Here is a 16,757-nt window from a genome sequence, read left to right as displayed (position 1 = left end):
AGCCAGCTTGCGCATTCTCGTCGTCGAGGACGAGGCGCTCATCGCCCTCGAACTCGAATGCCTGCTGGACGACCTCGGCTACATCACCGTCGGCGTGGCGGGGAGTTCCACCGAAGCGATCGAGATGGGGCGGACGACCTCTCCCGACGTGGCGTTGGTGGATATCCACCTCGTCGACGGTCCCACGGGTATCGATGTCGCGAGGATTCTGAGCCTCGATCCGCGAACGAGCGTCGTCTTCATGACCGCCAACGACAAGCGCATTCCCGCCGACTTCGCCGGGGCCCTGGGCGTGATCGCCAAGCCCTATTCGGAGCGTGCCGTCGCCTGCGCGCTCCGCTACGTGGCGGCAATCCGAGCAGGTCGACAACCGCCGGCCGATGGCCTGGATGGGTTTCGGCTAGCCTCAGCGGACGTGCCGGACGATGCCCTCTGGTCGACGCCGTCCGGACCGGGGCATTGAGTGGGCCGATACGTCACTCGGCCGTGTCGCGCGCCGTAACCTTCAGGCGATAGAGAATGTCCAGCGCCTCTCGCGGGGTCAGCGCGTCCGGGTCGACCTGATCGAGCGCCTGTCGCAGACGATCCTCGCGCGGAGGTTCCTTAATCTCCGGCAGAGGCGGTGGTGCGAGGCTGGCGAAAAGCGGCAGATCGTCGATGCGCGGGCGGGTCGGACGGTCGCGCTCCGCCTTTTCCAGGTTCTTCAGGATCGAACCGGCCCGGGCGATGACCCCGGCGGGCAGACCCGCGAGGCGAGCGACCTGGAGGCCGTAGGATCGTTCGGCCACGCCCGGCACGACCTCGTGCAGGAACACGACTTCGCCCTTGTGCTCGGCCACCTTCAGCGTGGCGTTGTCGAGCCGCGTGAGCCGCTGGCTCAGGGCTGTCAGCTCGTGGAAATGGGTCGCGAAGAGCGCGCGGCAGCCGTTCTGTTCGTGGAGATATTCCAGGCACGCCCAGGCGATGGACAGACCGTCGAAGGTCGCCGTCCCCCGGCCGATCTCGTCGAGGATGACGAGGGAATGCCGGCTCGCCTGGTTCAGGATCGCGGCCGTCTCCACCATCTCGACCATGAAGGTCGATTGTCCGCGCGCGAGGTCGTCCGCCGCTCCGACGCGCGAGAACAGGCGGTCGACCACGCCGAGATGCACGCGGGCCGCCGGCACGAAGGCGCCCATCTGGGCGAGGACGGCGATGAGGGCGTTCTGACGCAGGAAGGTCGATTTGCCGCCCATATTCGGCCCGGTGACGAGGCGGATACGCCCGCGCCCTTCACCGGACAGGTCGCAATCGTTGGCGATGAACGGCTCGCCGGAGCGACGCAGGGCCGATTCCACCACCGGGTGGCGGCCGCCTTCCACGACGAAGCTGAAACTGTCGTCGACGAAAGGCCGGCGCCAATCCCGTTCCACCGCGAGTTCGGCATGCGAGGCGGTGACGTCGAGGCAGGCCAGGGCGTCGGCGATGGCGGCGATCGTGTCAGCCTGCGCCAGGATGCGCGCCGCGAGGGCGTCGAACACCTCGGTTTCGAGGGTGAGCGCGCGGTCGGACGCGCCCGAGATGCGGCTCTCCAGATCGTTCAGTTCCACGCTCGAGAACCGCATGGCGTCCATCATGGTCTGGCGATGGATGAACGTCTCGCGCATCAGGCCCTTGAGGCAGGTCTCGCCGACCGCCTGCGGTACCTCGATGTAGTAGCCGAGCATGTTGTTGTGCTTGATCCGCAAGGTACGGCAGCCGGTCTCCTCGGCGTAGCGCGCCTGCAAGCCGGCGATGACCTTGCGCGAATCCTGGCCGAGGAGGCGCACCTCGTCGATCTCGGCATCGTAGCCGGCCCGCACGAAGCCGCCGTCGCGGCGGTTGAGGGGAAGGTCGTCGGCGAGCGCCGCGCGGAGATGCTCGACGAGGTCGGCATCGACGGTGCCGAGCCGCTGGACGATGCCGGCGACATCGTCCGGCAGCGCCCTGACCTGCCCGCAGCGCTCCGCGATGGCCATGGCCGCGTCGAGGCCGTCGCGCAGGGCCGCGAGGTCGCGCGGGCCACCGCGTCCGAGGCCGAGCCGCGACAGCGCGCGGGCGATGTCGGGCGCCCGAGCCAGCGTGTCGCGCAATGTCCGGCGCAGGGGGCTGCCCTCGACGAGGAAGGAGACTGCCTCGTGGCGCCGGGTGATGGCCGACAAGTCGGTCAGCGGACCGGCGAGATGCTCGGCGAGTAGCCGCGCGCCGATGGCCGAGACGGTCCGGTCGATGGCGTCGAGCAGGCTGCCGGAGCGCTCGCCCGACAGGGTGCGGGTGAGTTCGAGGTTGGCCCGCGTCGCCGCGTCGATGGCCAGTGTCGCGCCGCTGGTCTCCCGTGTCGGCGGCGAGAGCGCCGGTCGCGCGCCGATCTGCGTGCGCTCGATGTAGAGCAGCGCGGCGCTCGCCGCGGCGAGTTCCGCCCGTCCGAACTGGCCGAACCCATCGAGGGTGGAGACGCCGAACTGTTCCTTGATCCGCCGCTCGGCCGAGGCCGGTTCGAGCTCCGCCTGCGCCAGCGGCGTCACCGGAGCCTTCACGTCGCGCCAGAGCCCGGCCAGCGAGGGGTCGGAATGGATCGCCTCGGACAGCACGATCTCGCGCGGATCGTGCCGGGCGATGGCCGCACCGAGTTCGCCGTCCGGCACCTCGCTCAGCGAGAACCGGCCGGTGGAGATGTCGACGGCGGCAATGCCGTAGGCATAGCCGGATTCCGACAGCTTGCGGCGGCCGACGGCCAGAAGGATGCTGGCCCTGGACGGATCGAGCAGGCGATCCTCGGTGATCGTGCCGGGGGTGACGAGGCGGACCACCTCGCGCCGCACCACGGATTTCGGCCCGCGCTTCTTGGCTTCCGCCGGATCCTCGGTCTGCGCACAGACCGCGACGCGATGGCCGAGGGCGATGAGGCGGCTGAGATAGTCGTCGGAGCGTTCCACCGGCACGCCGCACATCGGGATGTCTGCCCCGCCGTGCTTGCCGCGTTTCGTCAGGACGATGCCCAGGGCCCGGGATGCGATCTCAGCATCCTCGAAAAACAGCTCGTAGAAATCGCCCATCCGATAGAACAGGAGGCAATCCGTATTGGCCGCCTTGATCTCGATATACTGCGCCATCATCGGCGTGGCGCCGGCGATGTCGAGGGGAGAGGCGCTCACGCTCTCCTCGGCCGGGACGCCGGTCTTCGGGCTGGAGCGGGCGGCACGCTGGGACATGGCTGCATGATAGCAGAGGCCGTCCGACCGAATCAGCATCCGCCTCGCATCACCTGGGGAGAACCGTTCTCCCATGGAAAAAGGCCGATGCGTCTCCGCACCGGCCTTTCCGACGAGATACCTGAAATGGGTTGGTGCGACCGGCCTAGTAGCGCGGGCCGCCCGAGGTGGTGCCCTTCTGCTGCATGTAGCCCGGCTGCGACGGGTTGCGCGAGTTCGGGTCGCTCTGGCCCATGCGGTGACGGCGCATGCCGTGGCGATGGCGCATGCCGTGGTGGTGACGCATCTTGCGGTGGCTGGCATAGCCGGGGTGGTGGCCGCGCGTGACGACTTCGGTGGTGAGCGCTTCGCCGGCGATCACGGGTGCGGTCGGCATGGCGGGAGCGGCTGAAGCCGCGCCGAGACCGAGGGCGCTGAGGAAGGTTCCTGCTGCGAGGGCAAGTGCAATCTTGGTCATCTAGTCCATCCGTTCGGATCGCGCCGCGCGCGTCGAGGCAACAAGTCGCTTGTGCGGACTCCGTTCCCATTCTTTTCGACGCATGTTTCTCCACCGAAAACGTGCCGTTAATGCCCGGATCGTGGGATGATTTTCGTATCGTGCTCGTAGGCGTAGCGGCTTGGGCGGAGTGGGGTTGCGGATACCGCCGCTTCGTCCCAACAGCGCATCCGTGATGGCGACAGACCCCTTCCTTTCCGCTCCGCTGCCGATCGATGCGGCGCTGCCGCGTCTGCTCTCGGTGCTCGAGGCGCAATCGTCGGCGGTGCTGGTGGCACCTCCCGGTGCCGGCAAGACCACCCGCGTTCCGCTGGCGCTCCTCGCCGCGCCATGGCTCGGCGGGGCCGGCCGAATCATCCTGCTCGAACCCCGTCGCCTCGCGGCACGGGGCGCCGCCGAGCGGATGGCCGCCACCCTCGGTGAGCGTGTGGGTGAGACGGTGGGATTGCGCGTCCGCCTCGGCTCGAAGATTTCGCGCGCGACGCGGATCGAGGTGGTCACGGAGGGGGTCTTCACCCGCATGATCCTCGACGATCCCGAATTGTCCGGCATCGGCGCGGTGATCTTCGACGAGTTCCACGAGCGTTCCCTCGACGCCGATCTCGGGCTCGCCCTCGCCCTCGACGCGCAGGGGGGCCTGCGCGACGACCTGCGCATCCTCGTCATGTCCGCCACCCTCGACGGCGCGCGGGTGTCGCGCCTCATGGGCGACGCGCCCGTGGTGGAATCCGAGGGGCGGGCCTATCCCGTGGAGACGCGGCATATGGAGCGCGAGCCGAACCGGCGGATCGAGGATGCGATGGCCGACGTCATCGGAAGGGCTTTGCGGGCCGATACCGGTTCCATCCTCGCCTTCCTGCCCGGACAGGGCGAGATCCGCCGCGTGGCGACCCTCCTCGCCGAGCGCGTCGACGAACGCACCGAGATCGCGCCGCTCTACGGCGCCCTCCCCCCGGCCGAGCAGGACCGCGCCGTGGCGCCCTCTCCGGCGGGCAAGCGAAAAGTCGTGCTCGCCACCAGCATCGCCGAGACCTCGCTGACCATCGAGGGCGTCCGCATCGTGGTCGATTCCGGCCTGTCGCGGGTGCCGCTCTATGAGCCCGGCATCGGACTGACCCGCCTCGTCACCGCCCGTTCCTCCCGCGCCTCGGTGGACCAGCGACGCGGCCGCGCCGGGCGGACCGAGCCGGGCATCTGCTACCGGCTCTGGTCGGAAGCGGCCACCAACGCTCTCGAACCGTTCACCCGGCCGGAAATCCTGGCGGCCGACCTGTCGGGACTGCTCCTCGATTGCGCCGCCTGGGGCGTCTCCGATCCCGCCGCCCTCTCGTTCCTCGATACGCCGCCGGCCCCTGCCTTGGCCGAGGCACGGCTGATGCTGCGCGACCTGGCCGCCCTCGATGCCGATGGACGCCTGACCGGGATGGGGCGGGCATTGCGCGCCATTCCCCTGCCCCCGCGCCTGGCGCGGATGGTGGTCGCCGCCGTCGGATTCGGACGGGCACGGGAGGCGGCCGACCTCGCCGCCCTTCTGGTGGAGCGCGGACTCGGCGGCGACGATGTCGACCTGTCCGTCCGCGCCGACCGTTTCGCACGCGACCGCGGCACCCGCGCGTCCGACATGCGGCGGCTGGCACGCGGCTGGGCCGAGCAGGCGAACGGGGCCGCGACCGAGGCGCGCGGGGCCAAGATCGCGGAGGCCGGACCGCTTCTGGCTCTCGCCTATCCCGATCGCGTCGCCCGCTCACGCGGGCGGGACGGCGAGTTCGTCATGGCGAATGGCCGCGCGGGGCGCCTCGATCCGGCTTCCGCGCTGGCCCGAGAAGCTTTCCTGGTGGTGGCCGATATCGCCGGCACGGCGGCCTCCGGGCGCATCCTCGCCGCCGCCGCGATCACCCTGGACGAGATCGAGGCCCTGTTCGCGGAGCGGATCGAGTCGGTCTCCCAAGTGGCTTTCGACAAGGCCTCCCGGTCGTTGCGGGCGCGGGCGTCCCGTCGCCTCGGTGCGGCGACGCTCGGCGAGCGCATCCTGTCCGTGAAGCCGGATGCGGCATCCGCCGTGATCCTGGCGCGGGGCATCGCCGGCCTCGGCCTCGACACCCTGCCCTGGACGCCCGCCCTGACCCAATGGCGATCCCGGCTGAGTTTTCTGCGCGCCGCCGAGGGTGAGACGTGGCCCGATCTTTCCGATCAGGCCCTGGATGCGACGATCGAGGATTGGCTCGCGCCCGAGATCGAAGGGCGCACCAGCCTCGCGGCCGTCACCGCCGACGATCTCGGCCGCGCCCTCAACGCCCTGCTGCCCTGGGAGATGCGTCACCGGCTCGACGCCGAGGCGCCGACCCATGTTGAAGTGCCGACGGGATCGCGCATCCCCATCGACTACGATGCCGAGGGTGGGCCTGTCCTGGCCGTCCGGGTGCAGGAATTGTTCGGCCTCGACCGCCATCCCTCCATCGCGGGCGGGCGCGTGCCCCTCGTCCTCCATCTGCTGTCGCCGGCCTCGCGGCCGATCCAGATCACCAGGGATCTGCCCGGCTTCTGGCGCGGTTCGTGGAGCGCCGTCCGCGCCGAGATGCGCGGCCGCTACCCGCGCCACCCGTGGCCGGACGATCCCCTCGCGGAGCCGCCGACGCGTCGTGTGAAGCCGAGGGGAACATGATCAAGAAGCTTGCCGGGCTCGGCGCGATCCTCGATCCGCGCGGCAGGATGTCCCGCTCCGCCTACAATCGCCGTCTCATCCGGATCTTGCTGGCCTTCGTCGGCCTGGGCAGCCTTTCGATCCTGGCGGCCTCGCTGGATGTCCGGTTCGCGGCACTGATGATTCTCGCCATCGCCATCGTCGCGACCGGCGCGCTCGCCGTTGCGGCCACGATCCGCCGCCTGCACGACCGGGACCGGACGGGGTGGTGGCTGCTGCCCAACACGCTGGCGACGCTGGCCGGCTTCGCGCCGATCGAGACGTTCGCCGATGCCTATCCGGTGGCGGTGATCGTGGCGACGCTGGCGCTGACCGGGTTCAGCCTGTGGTTCCTGATCGAGACCCTCGGATATCGGGGCACGGCGGGGTGGAACCGCTACGGAGCGGAGCCCGCGCCCTGAGCCGGGTGTCAGTGCACCCGCGCCCGGTCCACCACGGCGCGGGCCGCCTCGAAGGCCTCATCGGGATCGAGGGCGGTGGTGTCGAGCACCACGGCGTCGGCTGCGGCCTTCAGGGGGGCCGTCGAGCGTTGCGCGTCGCGGGCATCGCGGGCGACGATGTCGGAGAGGATCGCGCCGAGGCTCGTCGGCTCTCCGCGCCGCATGAGTTCGAGGTGACGGCGACGGGCGCGCTCCTCGGCTGCGGCGGTGATGAACAGCTTCACCTGGGCCTGCGGACACACCACCGTGCCGATGTCGCGTCCATCGAGGACGGCGCCGCTGGCGCCCCCGGCAAAGCGCTGCTGCCACGCGAGCAAGGCGGCCCGCACCGCCGGGATCGACGAGATGCGGGAGGCCGCGTCTCCCATCGCCCGCTCGCGCAGGCGCGGGTCGGCGAGACGATCGACGATCAGGGTCGCGGCCGCCCGCGCCGCGGCGGCGTGATCGTCGAGGTTGCAGCCGGCATCGATCACGGTGAGCGCCACCGCCCGGTAGAGCAGCCCGGTATCGAGATGCGGCAGCCCGTAATGCGCGGCGAGCCGCTTGGCGAGGGTGCCCTTGCCCGAGGCGGCGGGCCCGTCGATCGCGATGACCATCGGCATGAGGCTCACTCTGCGATACGGCCGCCGAGCGCCCGCATCGTCGGCAGGAAGCTCGGGAAGCTCGTGGCGATCATGGCGCCGTCATCGACCGTCACGGGCTCTCGCGTGGCGAGGCCCATCACCAGGAAGGCCATGGCGATGCGGTGGTCGAGATGCGTCGCCACCGTGCCGCCGCCGCGCGCCACTCGTCCATCGCCCTCGACGATGAGGTCTTCGCCCTCGATCCGGTAGGACACGCCGTTCTCGCGCAGACCATCCGCCACGGCGGCAAGCCGGTCGGATTCCTTCACGGTCAGTTCGTGCAGCCCGTTCATGCGGGTCACCCCCTCGGCGAAGGCGGCGGCGACCGCGAGAACGGGATATTCGTCGATCATCGAGGGCGCCCGCTCTGCCGGCACGTCGACGCCCGTGAGGCGGCTGGCGCGGACATGGAGATCGGCCACGGTCTCGCCGCCCTCGTCGCGCTCGTTGCGGCGCTCGATATCGGCGCCCATCTCGATCAGCGTCGTGATCAGGCCGATGCGGAGCGGATTCATCATCACGCCCTGGATCGTCACCTCGGAGCCCGGAACGATCAGGGCCGCCACCAGCGGGAAGGCCGCCGAGGACGGATCGGCCGGCACGATCACGTCGGTGCCGCGCAGGATGGGCTGGCCGGTGAGGGCGATGGAACGGCCGTGGCCGCTCGGCCCGTGCGGGGTGACGGTCACCTCCGCACCGAACAGGCGCAGCATCCGCTCGCTATGGTCGCGGGTCGCCGCCGCCTCGATCACCGTGGTCATGCCCGGAGCGTTGAGCCCGGCCAGCAGCACGGCGGATTTGATCTGCGCCGAGGCGACGGGGGTCTCGTAGGTGATCGGAATGGCTTCCCGCGGCCCACGCAGGGTGAGCGGCACGCGGCCGCCCTCCTCCTCGCTTACCACCTGCGTGCCCATGCGGATTAGCGGATCGAGTATGCGGCGCATGGGCCGCTTGCGCAGGGAGGCGTCGCCGTCGAAGGTCGCCGTGACGTCCTGGCCGCCGACGACGCCCATCATCAGGCGCGAGCCCGTGCCGGCATTGCCGAAATCGAGCACCTCCGCCGGGTCTGCCATCCCGCCGATGCCGACGCCGCGCACGACCCAGCGCCCCTCGCCGACCCGGTCGATCCCGGCGCCGAGGGCTTTCGCGGCGGCGGCGGTGCGCAGCACGTCATCGCCTTCGAGCAGGCCTTCGACGCGGGTCTCGCCGATGCTGAGCAGGCCGAGAATCATCGCCCGGTGAGAGATCGACTTGTCGCCCGGCGGCCGCAACGCGCCGCGCAAGGGGGCGCCGGCGGAAGCGGTCAGGGGCTGCGGTTCGGAGTGATGCGACACGGGAATGATGACTTTTCGGCTTCTGGCGCAGTCGGGCCGTCAGAGGCCGGCCATTCAGCCGGCTACGACGTCATGGGGCCGGTTACCATGCACGCGGGCTTGCGTCATCCGACCCGGCGGGCCCCCGGAGCGGTTGAGTTCGGATAAGTCCGAGGTCGAACAAGGCCGATCAACGCGACGAGAGCATTTGACAGGACGGTTTCACCCGACTAACGGGGCGCCTCTCCCAAATCCCTATCAGAGGTTCGCCCGTGGCCAGACCGGAACTCGGCTTGAAGCGTCAATGCATGAGCTGCGGCGCGAAATTCTACGATCTCGACAAGGATCCGGCGACCTGCCCGAAATGTGGGACGATCTATCAGGCCGCCACGACATCCCGTGTCGCGGCTCCCGCACTGGCCGCTCGCGCCGCAGCCGTTCCGGCTGACGACGACGAGGATACGGACGCCGAGAAGGGCGGTCCCGAGATCGTGTCCCTCGACGAGGTCGAGGCCGCCGAGGACGAGGCGGATACCACGACCAGCGACGACGACACCGATTCGAACGATGGCGACGACACCTTCCTCGAAGAGGAGGATGCCGGTGACGACGACGTGGCCGATCTCATCGACGGCGACATCGAGAACGACGAGGAAAGCTGAGGCCCGTCCTCGGCGCGCGTCCCAGCTCCGAACGCGGATGCCGCAAAAATCTACGCGGCGAATGCGATTAGGGGCTTGAGTCCGGGCAAGCGCCCGAATATAGAACCGCCTCCGCCGGACGCCGAAAGGCAGGCCGGTCGGAACGACCACCGCGAGGGTTTTTGCGGTGGTCCCAGAAGTGGGGCCTTAGCTCAGCTGGGAGAGCGCTTCCATGGCATGGAAGAGGTCATCGGTTCGATCCCGTTAGGCTCCACCATTTCTTTTACGATCCGTGACGCGGATGCCGACCCATGGTCGGGCGGCGTCGATTCGGATCGGCACGATATCGCGGTGACACTCACCGGCGATGACGACGATCGCGAGACGATGTCGCGGTTGTCCCGGAATGTGGGGCCTTAGCTCAGCTGGGAGAGCGCTTCCATGGCATGGAAGAGGTCATCGGTTCGATCCCGTTAGGCTCCACCATTCGCTCATCCTGCACGACGCCCGGACAGGGCGCTCCCGAACGTCCTCCACGGCATGCCGCCGCGTTGCAGGCACACAGCCTATTGCGCCGCGGTGCTCGCGCGGCGCGGCAGATCCGCCGCGCCGGACATCCTCGTCAGACGATGTGGAAGTCGAGATTCGTCAGCGCGATCGGATGGTCGAGAACGGCGAAGACGACAGCCTTGGCGCTGCCGCTGCCATCCTTGTCGTAGGACAAGGTGCCGGTATCCTTGTCGTAGAGGATGCGGTCGGTGGTATCCACCGCGCCCGTGGACACGTCCTTGAATGCCGCTGCGGCCAGCGTGCCCACCGGCAAGGCCGTCGCAATCGCCTGCGCGATCTCGATCACGTCGATTGTCTCGAAATCGGTGATTTGATCCACGTTGGTGCTGGTGAAGGCCGTGCTGAAATGGAAAGTGTCGCTGCCGGTGCCGCCGGTCAGGACATCCTTGCCGGTACGGCCGTCGAGCCAGTCGGCGCCGGCCCCACCTGTCAAGGTATTCGCGCTCGCGCTGCCGGACATCGTATCGGCGAATACCGAGCCGACCACGGATTCGATCGAGGTCAGGGTGTCGGCACCGCTGGACGTGTCGGTGGCCGTGCCCGCCGCCAGATCGACGATGGCACCATGGGTCGCGCCGAAGAGATCGTCGTTGCGGAAGTCCAACGTATCGACGCCGGCCCCGCCGTCGATCGTATCATTCCCGGCATGGCCCGAGAATCGATTCGCCGCACTGCTTCCGGTCAGGGTATCGTTGGAATCCGTGCCGACCACGGCCTCGATCCCCGTCAGCGTGTCGGTGTTGCCGAACCCGTCCGTGGCTGTGCCGGTCGTCAGATTCACCACGACGCCGTGGGTGCCGCCACTCAAGGCGTCCCGGTCGTAGCGGACCTCGTCGAAACCGCCGCCGCCATTGATCGTGTCGTTGCCGGCAAGACCATAGAATGCTTCGTAGGCCGCACTCGCCGTGTTTCCGCCCGTGAGCGTGTCGGCGTACTGCGTCCCACGCACGGCCTCGATGCTGATCAGGGTATCATGGTTGCCGAAGCCATCCGTGGCGGTTCCCTGTGCCAGGTTGACCGTAACGCCCTGCGTGCCGCCGAACTGCGCATCCTTGTCGTATCGGGCCACGTCGTTACCGCCCCCGCCATCGAGGGTGTCGTCACCGGCAAGGCCGTACAGACTGTCGAAACTCCGATCGTTATCCTCGTTGCCGTGGAGTCTGTCGGCAAACTGCGTCCCGCGCACGCCCTCGATGTTGCTCAGCGTATCGGTGGCGCCGAAACCGTCCGTCGCCGTTCCCGCGGACAGATCGACGACGACGCCGCGCGTCCCGCCGAACTGGGCGTCCTTGTCGTAGCGGACTTCGTCATAGCCCGTGCCGCCGTCGATGACGTCGTTGCCGCCGAGCCCGTAGAAATACTCGCCGAAAATGTCGCTCGCTTGATTGCCGCCGATGAAGTGGTCGGCGAACTGCGTTCCTCGAACGGCTTCGACGTTCTTCAACGTATCGGTGTCGCCGAAACCATCGACCGCCTTGCCGGTCGCGAAATTGACGGTCACGCCGCTTGTCCCGCCGAAACCGGCATCCTTGTCGTAGCGCACCTCGTCGTAACCGGCGCCGCCGTCGATCACGTCTTTTCCAGCCAGACCGACGAAGAACTGGCTCCCGCCGTTATCGACGGTATCGCCGCCGGAAAGCCTGTCGACGAAGGCGGTCCCGCGCACGGCTTCGATGTTGCGCAGGACATCGACAGTCCCGAAGCCATCGACGGCCTTGCCCGTGGTGAGGTTGACGGTGACGCCGTTCATTCCTCCGAAGGCCGCGTCCTTGTCGTAGCGGACCTCGTCGTAGCCACTGCCGCCATCGATGACGTCCTTGCCGCCGAGGCCGTAGAAGTATTCGCCGGAGCCGTCGTTCAGAACATTGCCGCCCGTGAGCCGGTCCGCGAGTCTCGACCCCATCGCGCCTTCGATGCTGATCAGGGTATCGGTATTGCCGAACCCGTCGGTCGCCTTGCCCGTGGCGAGGTTGACGATGATTCCGCCTGTCCCATTCCGATCGAAATCGGTCGCGTAATTGGCAAAGTCGGTTCCGATGCCGCCGTTGATCGTATCGTTTCCGTCGCTGCCGGAAATCAGGTCGTCACCGGCCAGTCCGTTGATCGTGTCGCTGCGACCGAGGGGATTGACGTAGGTATCGCTATTGGACGTGAGGTCGACCACCGACATTGCAGCCCCGCTATCGAATAAATTAAGCTGATGGAATCGTTCTTGAATATTGATGTCGAAGTACGATGTCCCGCGAAGCCCGGTCAATTCAAATGGACGTGCGTCGGATACATGTCGCCGGTGGTCCACACAGAGTTCGGAGACGAGTTCGAGTCAGTCCCCGATGCCCTTCTCAGGTCAGCGCGCGCGGATGTCGGAAGGGTCGCCGACATGAGGCCCGGCGCTCGGGATCGATCTGACATTCCCGCCGTAAAGGTGGTGGTGCGCGGCGTGCATGGCCGAGGGACCGACGACGGCGTGTGCCGTCATCAACGGCGTGATAATCCGAGGCCATGAGCTTTCCCGCCGCACCCTTAGCCGTCGCGTCACCATCCGCCTCCGATGCCGAGATGTTGATCGAGGCGCTGACCACCCGGCTGCTGAGCGGCGACAGCGCCACCGCCATCCTGGAGGTCTGGTGCGGGGAGCGCCTGCTCGCCAGAGAGCCCCGCCTCGCGGCCAAGCGGGTCGCCGGTCCCGACAGACAGGCGAGTGCGGCTCAGACCGCGCATCTGAAGCTGATGCCGGGCGAAACCATCCGTTACCGGCATGTGAGTTTGAGCTGCGGCGTCCACATCCTGTCCGAGGCCGAGAACTGGTACGTGCCGGCCCGGCTGACGACGGAGATGAATCGGTTGCTGGACGCGACCGACGTCCCTTTCGGCAGGGTGGTCCACCACCTGTCGCCGACGCGGCGTAACCTGCGCGTCGAGCGGCTGTGGTCGGATGCGAGAACGCGCGGCGTTCCGGGACCCTCTGACCGCATCTTCGCGATCCAGGCAATCCTGTCGGATCGGTCCGGGCGTCCGATCTGCGAGGTCAGCGAGACCTATACCGGGGCGATCCTGGCCCGGGGCGAAGCCTAGGCGGGCAGGTCACTCGTCGAAGCGCTGCGACGGATCGAGCTTGGAGAGCTTGAGCAGGTTCTGGCCGTAGGCGGTCTTGGCGAAGAGATTGCCGCGCGCGATCAGCTGCTCCTTGTCGATGAAGCCCTGGAGATAGGCGATCTCCTCGAGGCACGCGACCTGCAGGCCCTGCCGGTTCTGCAGTGTGCGCACGAACTCCCCCGCTTCGAGCAGGCTGTCATGCGTGCCCGTATCGAGCCAGGCATAGCCCCGCGACATCCGCTGCACGTGGAGTTCGCCGAGGTCGAGATAGGCCTGGTTGACGGATGTGATCTCCAATTCGCCGCGTGAAGAGGGCTTCACGGCGGCGGCGATGTCGAGCACCCGGTTGTCGTAGAAATAGAGGCCGGTCACGGCCCAGGGGCTTTCCGGCTCCGCTGGTTTCTCGACGATGCGGAGGGGGCGCCCCTCCCGGTCGAGGGTCACCACGCCGTAAGCCTCGGGGTGATCGACGTGATAGGCGAAGATCGTCGCGCCGCTCTTCCGTTCGCGTGCCCGGTTCAACATGGCGCTCATGCCGGAGCCGAAGAACAGGTTGTCACCCAGCACGAGGGCCACGTCGTCCGAGCCGACGAAGTCGCGGCCGATGGTGAAGGCCTGGGCGAGACCTTCCGGACGCGGCTGGACCGCGTAGCTGAAGGACAGGCCGAACTGCTCGCCATTGCCGAACAGCCGCTCGTAATTGCCGAGATGCTCCGGGCTCGAGATGATCAGGATCTCGCGGATGCCGGCGAGCATCAGCACCGAGACCGGATAGTAGATCATCGGCTTGTCGTAGACGGGGAGCAGCTGTTTGTTGATCGACAGCGTCGCCGGATGGAGTCGCGTGCCGGAGCCGCCGGCGAGAACGATGCCCTTCATGACCGGGTCTCCGCTGAATGATTGGCCGGCTGGGTCGTCACGGGACCGACCAGCCGATCGAGAATGTCGGCGAGCGCGGCCTGCCATGGCCTCGGCGTCAGTCCGTAGGCCCGTGTCAGGCTCGCCGTCGACAGGACCGAACGGGCGGGACGCTTGGCGGGGGTCGGGTAGGCGCTGGTGGGGATCCCGTTGACGGGAACGTCGCGGCCGCCGCGTTCGGCCGAGCCGGCCACGATGGCTTTCGCGAAGCCGGCCCAGGTGGTCGCGCCGGCATTGACGAAATGGTGGGTCCCCGTGGGCGCGGCCGCGTCGCCGGAGAGCCGCAGGGCGATGGTGGCCAGCGCTTCGGCGAGGTCGGCGGCGGAGGTCGGGCAGCCGTGCTGGTCGTCGACGACGCCGAGGGCGTCGCGCTCGCCCGAGAGCCGCAGCATGGTCTTGACGAAGTTCGCCCGGTGCGGGCTCACGACCCAGGCCGTGCGGATGATCGCATGGCGCGGGTTGGCGGTCCGGATTGCCATCTCGCCGGCCGCCTTGCTGGCACCATAGACGCTCGAGGGACGCACCGGCGCATCGGGTTCATAGGCGCCCGGCGCGATACCGTCGAAGACATAGTCGGTGGAGACATGGACGACGGGAATGCCCTGGCGTGCCGTCTCGGCGGCCAGGATGGCGGGCGCGAGGGCATTGAGGCGCCAGGCCTCGACGATGTCGGTTTCGGCCTTGTCCACGGCCGTATAGGCGGCAGCGTTCACCACGGCCGCGAAACGGCGTTCGGAGAACAGCCGCGCCATGGACGCCGCGTCGCTGATGTCGAGGTCCGAGCGCGCCGGGGCGAACAGGGTGACGCCCTCGGGCCAGCGCCCGTGCGCCTGCAACTCCGTGCCGACCTGGCCCGCTCCGCCGAGGATCAGGACATCCATGTCAGGCGACGATCGCGGCGGAGGCGCCGAGGCCGAGGCGCTCGCCGGTATAGCGACCCTCGCGGATCGGGCGCCACCAGGCCTCGTTGTCGAGATACCAGCGCACGGTATCCTCCAGCGCCTGCTCGAAATTCTTGGTCGGAACCCAGCCGATCTCACGCTCGGCCTTAGTCGGATCGATGGCGTAGCGCCGGTCGTGGCCGGGCCTGTCGGCGACGAAGGAGATCAGGCGCTCATGCGGCCCCTGCTCCGGCCGCAGCCGGTCAAAGGCGGCGCAGAGCGCCTTCACCACGGCGAGGTTGTTGCGCACCGAGCGACCGCCCAGAAGGTAGGTTTCGCCCGATCTTCCACGCTCCAGCACCGCGACGAGGCCGCGCGCATGGTCCTCGACATGGATCCAGTCGCGCTCGTTGAGCCCGTCGCCGTAGACCGGCAGCGGGCGGCCCTCCAGCGCGTTGAGGATCATCAGCGGGATGAGCTTTTCCGGGAAATGCCGGGGGCCGTAATTATTCGAGCAGTTCGTCACCAGAACCGGCAGGCCGTAGGTCTCGTGCCACGCCCGCGCCAGATGGTCGGAGGCCGCCTTCGAGGCGGAATAGGGCGAGCGCGGGTCGTAGCGGCTGTCCTCGGTGAAGAAACCGTCCGGCGGAAGCGAGCCGTAGACCTCGTCGGTGGAGACGTGGAGGAACCGGAACGCGGCCCTCGCCTCTCCGGTCAGTCCCTCCCAATGCGTGCGGGCGCCGTCCAGCATCACCTGAGTACCAACGACATTGGTGCGGATGAAGGCGCCGGGATCGGTGATGGAGCGATCGACATGGCTTTCCGCCGCCAGATGCATCACCGCATCGGGCCGGAACTCCGCGTAGAGGGCATGCACGGCCTGCGGATCGCAGATGTCGCCCGTGACGAAGCGATGGCGTGCGTCACCGTCGAGGGGCGCGAGGGAGATGGGGTTGGCCGCGTAGGTGAGCGCATCCAGGGTCGCGACCTCGTGGCCGAGATCCCGGACGAGATGCAGCACCAGGGCCGAGCCGATGAAGCCGCAGCCGCCCGTGACCAGAATGCGCATGGGTTTGGCCTTGTCTCGCATGAGCCGCTCTGCATTTTTCGCCGAACCGTCTCGTCGCGGAGCCGCGGCGAGGCGAAGTCCTAGAATACCGAACCCAATTGGGCAAAGGCCGGCGCTGCGCGATCCTTGTCCGAGAGAACGGCCTCGTCCTTGGTGACCGGCCAGCGGATGGCGAGATCCGGATCGTTCCAGGCGAGGCTTCGATCGTGCTCGCGGCTGTAATAGGCGGTCACCTTGTAGGCGACCATCGTGTCGGGTTCCAGGGTGCAGAACCCGTGGCCGAACCCGACGGGAATATAGAGCTGCTCACCATCGGTCGCATCGAGCCGCACCGCGACGTGCCGTCCATAGGTCTCGGAATCCCGCCGAAGATCGACGGCGACGTCGAGGATCGAGCCGGAGAGGACACGGACAAGCTTGGCCTGTCCCGCGGGTTCGAGCTGGAAATGCAGGCCGCGAACGGTCCCGGTCAGCGCCGAGAAAGACTGGTTGTCCTGCACGAAGACGTCCTCGATCCCGGCACCGGACAGAATGTCCGCGCGGAAGGTCTCCGAGAACCAGCCCCTGTCGTCGCCGAAGCGGTTGGGCACGATCCGTTTTACCGCAGGAATCTGCGTCTGCTCGACACGCATCGTCAGATACAACCTCTCTTAGGGCTTGCCTCTAGGCGCGTGCCGGACCGCCCTGTCAAGGCGCGGGGCCTTGTTTCATCTCCGCATCGATCGTCCGCTTGCCCCTCCCGCTCGGGAGGGCTAACTCCCGCTTCCCTCGAAGCAAGG

General features: G+C 68.1%; 14 protein-coding genes and 2 tRNA genes. 7 read left to right on the top strand and 9 right to left on the bottom strand.

Annotation, left to right across the window (positions count from 1 at the left end; genetic code table 11):
- Positions 1–7 precede the first annotated feature (7 nt).
- The gene (locus A3OK_RS0101670; protein WP_019903194.1) at positions 8–463 is read left to right on the top strand and encodes a response regulator; all 456 of its coding nucleotides are present in this window, start codon (positions 8–10) and stop codon (positions 461–463) included.
- A gap of 13 nt (positions 464–476) precedes the next feature.
- Here the strand turns inward: A3OK_RS0101670 and mutS are convergent, their stop codons facing one another.
- Positions 477–3,230, bottom strand: coding sequence for a DNA mismatch repair protein MutS (gene mutS / locus A3OK_RS0101665; protein WP_026596829.1), 2,754 nt, complete (start codon positions 3,228–3,230; stop codon positions 477–479).
- A 145-nt stretch (positions 3,231–3,375) separates the two neighbouring features.
- The gene (locus A3OK_RS0101660) at positions 3,376–3,687 is read right to left on the bottom strand and encodes a hypothetical protein (protein ID WP_019903192.1); all 312 of its coding nucleotides are present in this window, start codon (positions 3,685–3,687) and stop codon (positions 3,376–3,378) included.
- Positions 3,688–3,901: 214 nt separating this feature from the next.
- Between A3OK_RS0101660 and hrpB the strand changes: the two genes are divergently transcribed.
- Both hrpB and A3OK_RS0101650 read left to right on the top strand, forming a co-directional pair.
- Positions 3,902–6,388 (top strand): ATP-dependent helicase HrpB, encoded by a 2,487-nt coding sequence (hrpB, locus tag A3OK_RS0101655; protein WP_019903191.1) that lies wholly within the window; start codon positions 3,902–3,904, stop codon positions 6,386–6,388.
- Complete coding sequence (locus A3OK_RS0101650) at positions 6,385–6,828, top strand: DUF805 domain-containing protein (RefSeq protein WP_019903190.1); 444 nt, start codon at positions 6,385–6,387, stop codon at positions 6,826–6,828. Before hrpB ends, A3OK_RS0101650 begins: the two co-directional genes overlap by 4 nt.
- 8 nt (positions 6,829–6,836) lie before the next feature.
- Here A3OK_RS0101650 and cmk read toward each other — a convergent pair whose 3' ends face one another.
- Together cmk and aroA are read right to left on the bottom strand one after the other, a co-directional pair.
- Positions 6,837–7,469 (bottom strand): (d)CMP kinase, encoded by a 633-nt coding sequence (gene cmk, locus A3OK_RS0101645; RefSeq protein WP_051092947.1) that lies wholly within the window; start codon positions 7,467–7,469, stop codon positions 6,837–6,839.
- Between the two features lie 5 nt (positions 7,470–7,474).
- Positions 7,475–8,824 (bottom strand): 3-phosphoshikimate 1-carboxyvinyltransferase, encoded by a 1,350-nt coding sequence (gene aroA, locus A3OK_RS0101640; protein WP_019903188.1) that lies wholly within the window; start codon positions 8,822–8,824, stop codon positions 7,475–7,477.
- 251 nt (positions 8,825–9,075) lie between these two features.
- On the opposite strand from aroA, the gene A3OK_RS0101635 reads away from it, so the two are divergent.
- The 3 genes from A3OK_RS0101635 (at position 9,076) to A3OK_RS0101625 (ending at position 9,930) form a co-directional block, all read left to right on the top strand.
- Positions 9,076–9,465 (top strand): TIGR02300 family protein, encoded by a 390-nt coding sequence (locus A3OK_RS0101635; RefSeq protein ID WP_026596828.1) that lies wholly within the window; start codon positions 9,076–9,078, stop codon positions 9,463–9,465.
- Positions 9,466–9,645: 180 nt separating this feature from the next.
- Positions 9,646–9,721: transfer RNA gene (locus tag A3OK_RS0101630), tRNA-Ala, on the top strand.
- 133 nt (positions 9,722–9,854) lie between these two features.
- Positions 9,855–9,930 (top strand) — tRNA-Ala (locus A3OK_RS0101625).
- A gap of 136 nt (positions 9,931–10,066) precedes the next feature.
- Here the strand turns inward: A3OK_RS0101625 and A3OK_RS0101620 are convergent.
- Positions 10,067–12,184: a calcium-binding protein gene (locus A3OK_RS0101620; RefSeq protein ID WP_019903186.1), complete on the bottom strand. Its 2,118-nt coding sequence runs from the start codon at positions 12,182–12,184 to the stop codon at positions 10,067–10,069.
- A 332-nt stretch (positions 12,185–12,516) separates the two neighbouring features.
- On the opposite strand from A3OK_RS0101620, the gene A3OK_RS0101615 reads away from it, so the two are divergent.
- Positions 12,517–13,089, top strand: a complete 573-nt coding sequence (locus tag A3OK_RS0101615; protein ID WP_026596827.1) for a hypothetical protein — start codon at positions 12,517–12,519, stop codon at positions 13,087–13,089.
- A 9-nt stretch (positions 13,090–13,098) separates the two neighbouring features.
- Here A3OK_RS0101615 and rfbA read toward each other — a convergent pair whose 3' ends face one another.
- From rfbA to rfbC, 4 genes are all read right to left on the bottom strand, one after another.
- Positions 13,099–13,989 (bottom strand): glucose-1-phosphate thymidylyltransferase RfbA, encoded by an 891-nt coding sequence (gene rfbA / locus A3OK_RS0101610; RefSeq protein WP_019903184.1) that lies wholly within the window; start codon positions 13,987–13,989, stop codon positions 13,099–13,101.
- On the bottom strand, positions 13,986–14,909 hold the full coding sequence (gene rfbD / locus A3OK_RS0101605) for a dTDP-4-dehydrorhamnose reductase (RefSeq protein WP_019903183.1): 924 nt from the start codon (positions 14,907–14,909) through the stop codon (positions 13,986–13,988). Before rfbD ends, rfbA begins: the two co-directional genes overlap by 4 nt.
- Position 14,910: 1 nt before the next feature.
- Complete coding sequence (gene rfbB, locus A3OK_RS0101600; protein WP_026596826.1) at positions 14,911–15,978, bottom strand: dTDP-glucose 4,6-dehydratase; 1,068 nt, start codon at positions 15,976–15,978, stop codon at positions 14,911–14,913.
- A gap of 80 nt (positions 15,979–16,058) precedes the next feature.
- A complete protein-coding gene (rfbC, locus tag A3OK_RS0101595; RefSeq protein WP_026596825.1) occupies positions 16,059–16,610 on the bottom strand; it encodes a dTDP-4-dehydrorhamnose 3,5-epimerase in 552 nt (183 codons plus the stop codon).
- Positions 16,611–16,757 lie beyond the last annotated feature (147 nt).

The organism is Methylobacterium sp. 77 (assembly GCF_000372825.1).
Lineage (GTDB): Bacteria > Pseudomonadota > Alphaproteobacteria > Rhizobiales > Beijerinckiaceae > Methylobacterium.
Note: the sequence above shows the minus strand (reverse complement) of the source record. Positions and strands in the feature narration are given on the sequence as shown.

Coding starts and splice junctions, on each gene's coding strand:
- hrpB (WP_019903191.1), top strand. CDS start 3,902: ATGGCGACAGACCCCTTCCTTTCCGCTCCGCTGCCGATCGATGCGGCG.
- mutS (WP_026596829.1), bottom strand. CDS start 3,230: ATGTCCCAGCGTGCCGCCCGCTCCAGCCCGAAGACCGGCGTCCCGGCC.
- A3OK_RS0101620 (WP_019903186.1), bottom strand. CDS start 12,184: ATGTCGGTGGTCGACCTCACGTCCAATAGCGATACCTACGTCAATCCC.
- rfbC (WP_026596825.1), bottom strand. CDS start 16,610: ATGCGTGTCGAGCAGACGCAGATTCCTGCGGTAAAACGGATCGTGCCC.
- A3OK_RS0101660 (WP_019903192.1), bottom strand. CDS start 3,687: ATGACCAAGATTGCACTTGCCCTCGCAGCAGGAACCTTCCTCAGCGCC.
- A3OK_RS0101615 (WP_026596827.1), top strand. CDS start 12,517: ATGAGCTTTCCCGCCGCACCCTTAGCCGTCGCGTCACCATCCGCCTCC.
- A3OK_RS0101650 (WP_019903190.1), top strand. CDS start 6,385: ATGATCAAGAAGCTTGCCGGGCTCGGCGCGATCCTCGATCCGCGCGGC.
- rfbD (WP_019903183.1), bottom strand. CDS start 14,909: ATGGATGTCCTGATCCTCGGCGGAGCGGGCCAGGTCGGCACGGAGTTG.
- rfbA (WP_019903184.1), bottom strand. CDS start 13,989: ATGAAGGGCATCGTTCTCGCCGGCGGCTCCGGCACGCGACTCCATCCG.
- rfbB (WP_026596826.1), bottom strand. CDS start 15,978: ATGCGCATTCTGGTCACGGGCGGCTGCGGCTTCATCGGCTCGGCCCTG.
- cmk (WP_051092947.1), bottom strand. CDS start 7,469: ATGCCGATGGTCATCGCGATCGACGGGCCCGCCGCCTCGGGCAAGGGC.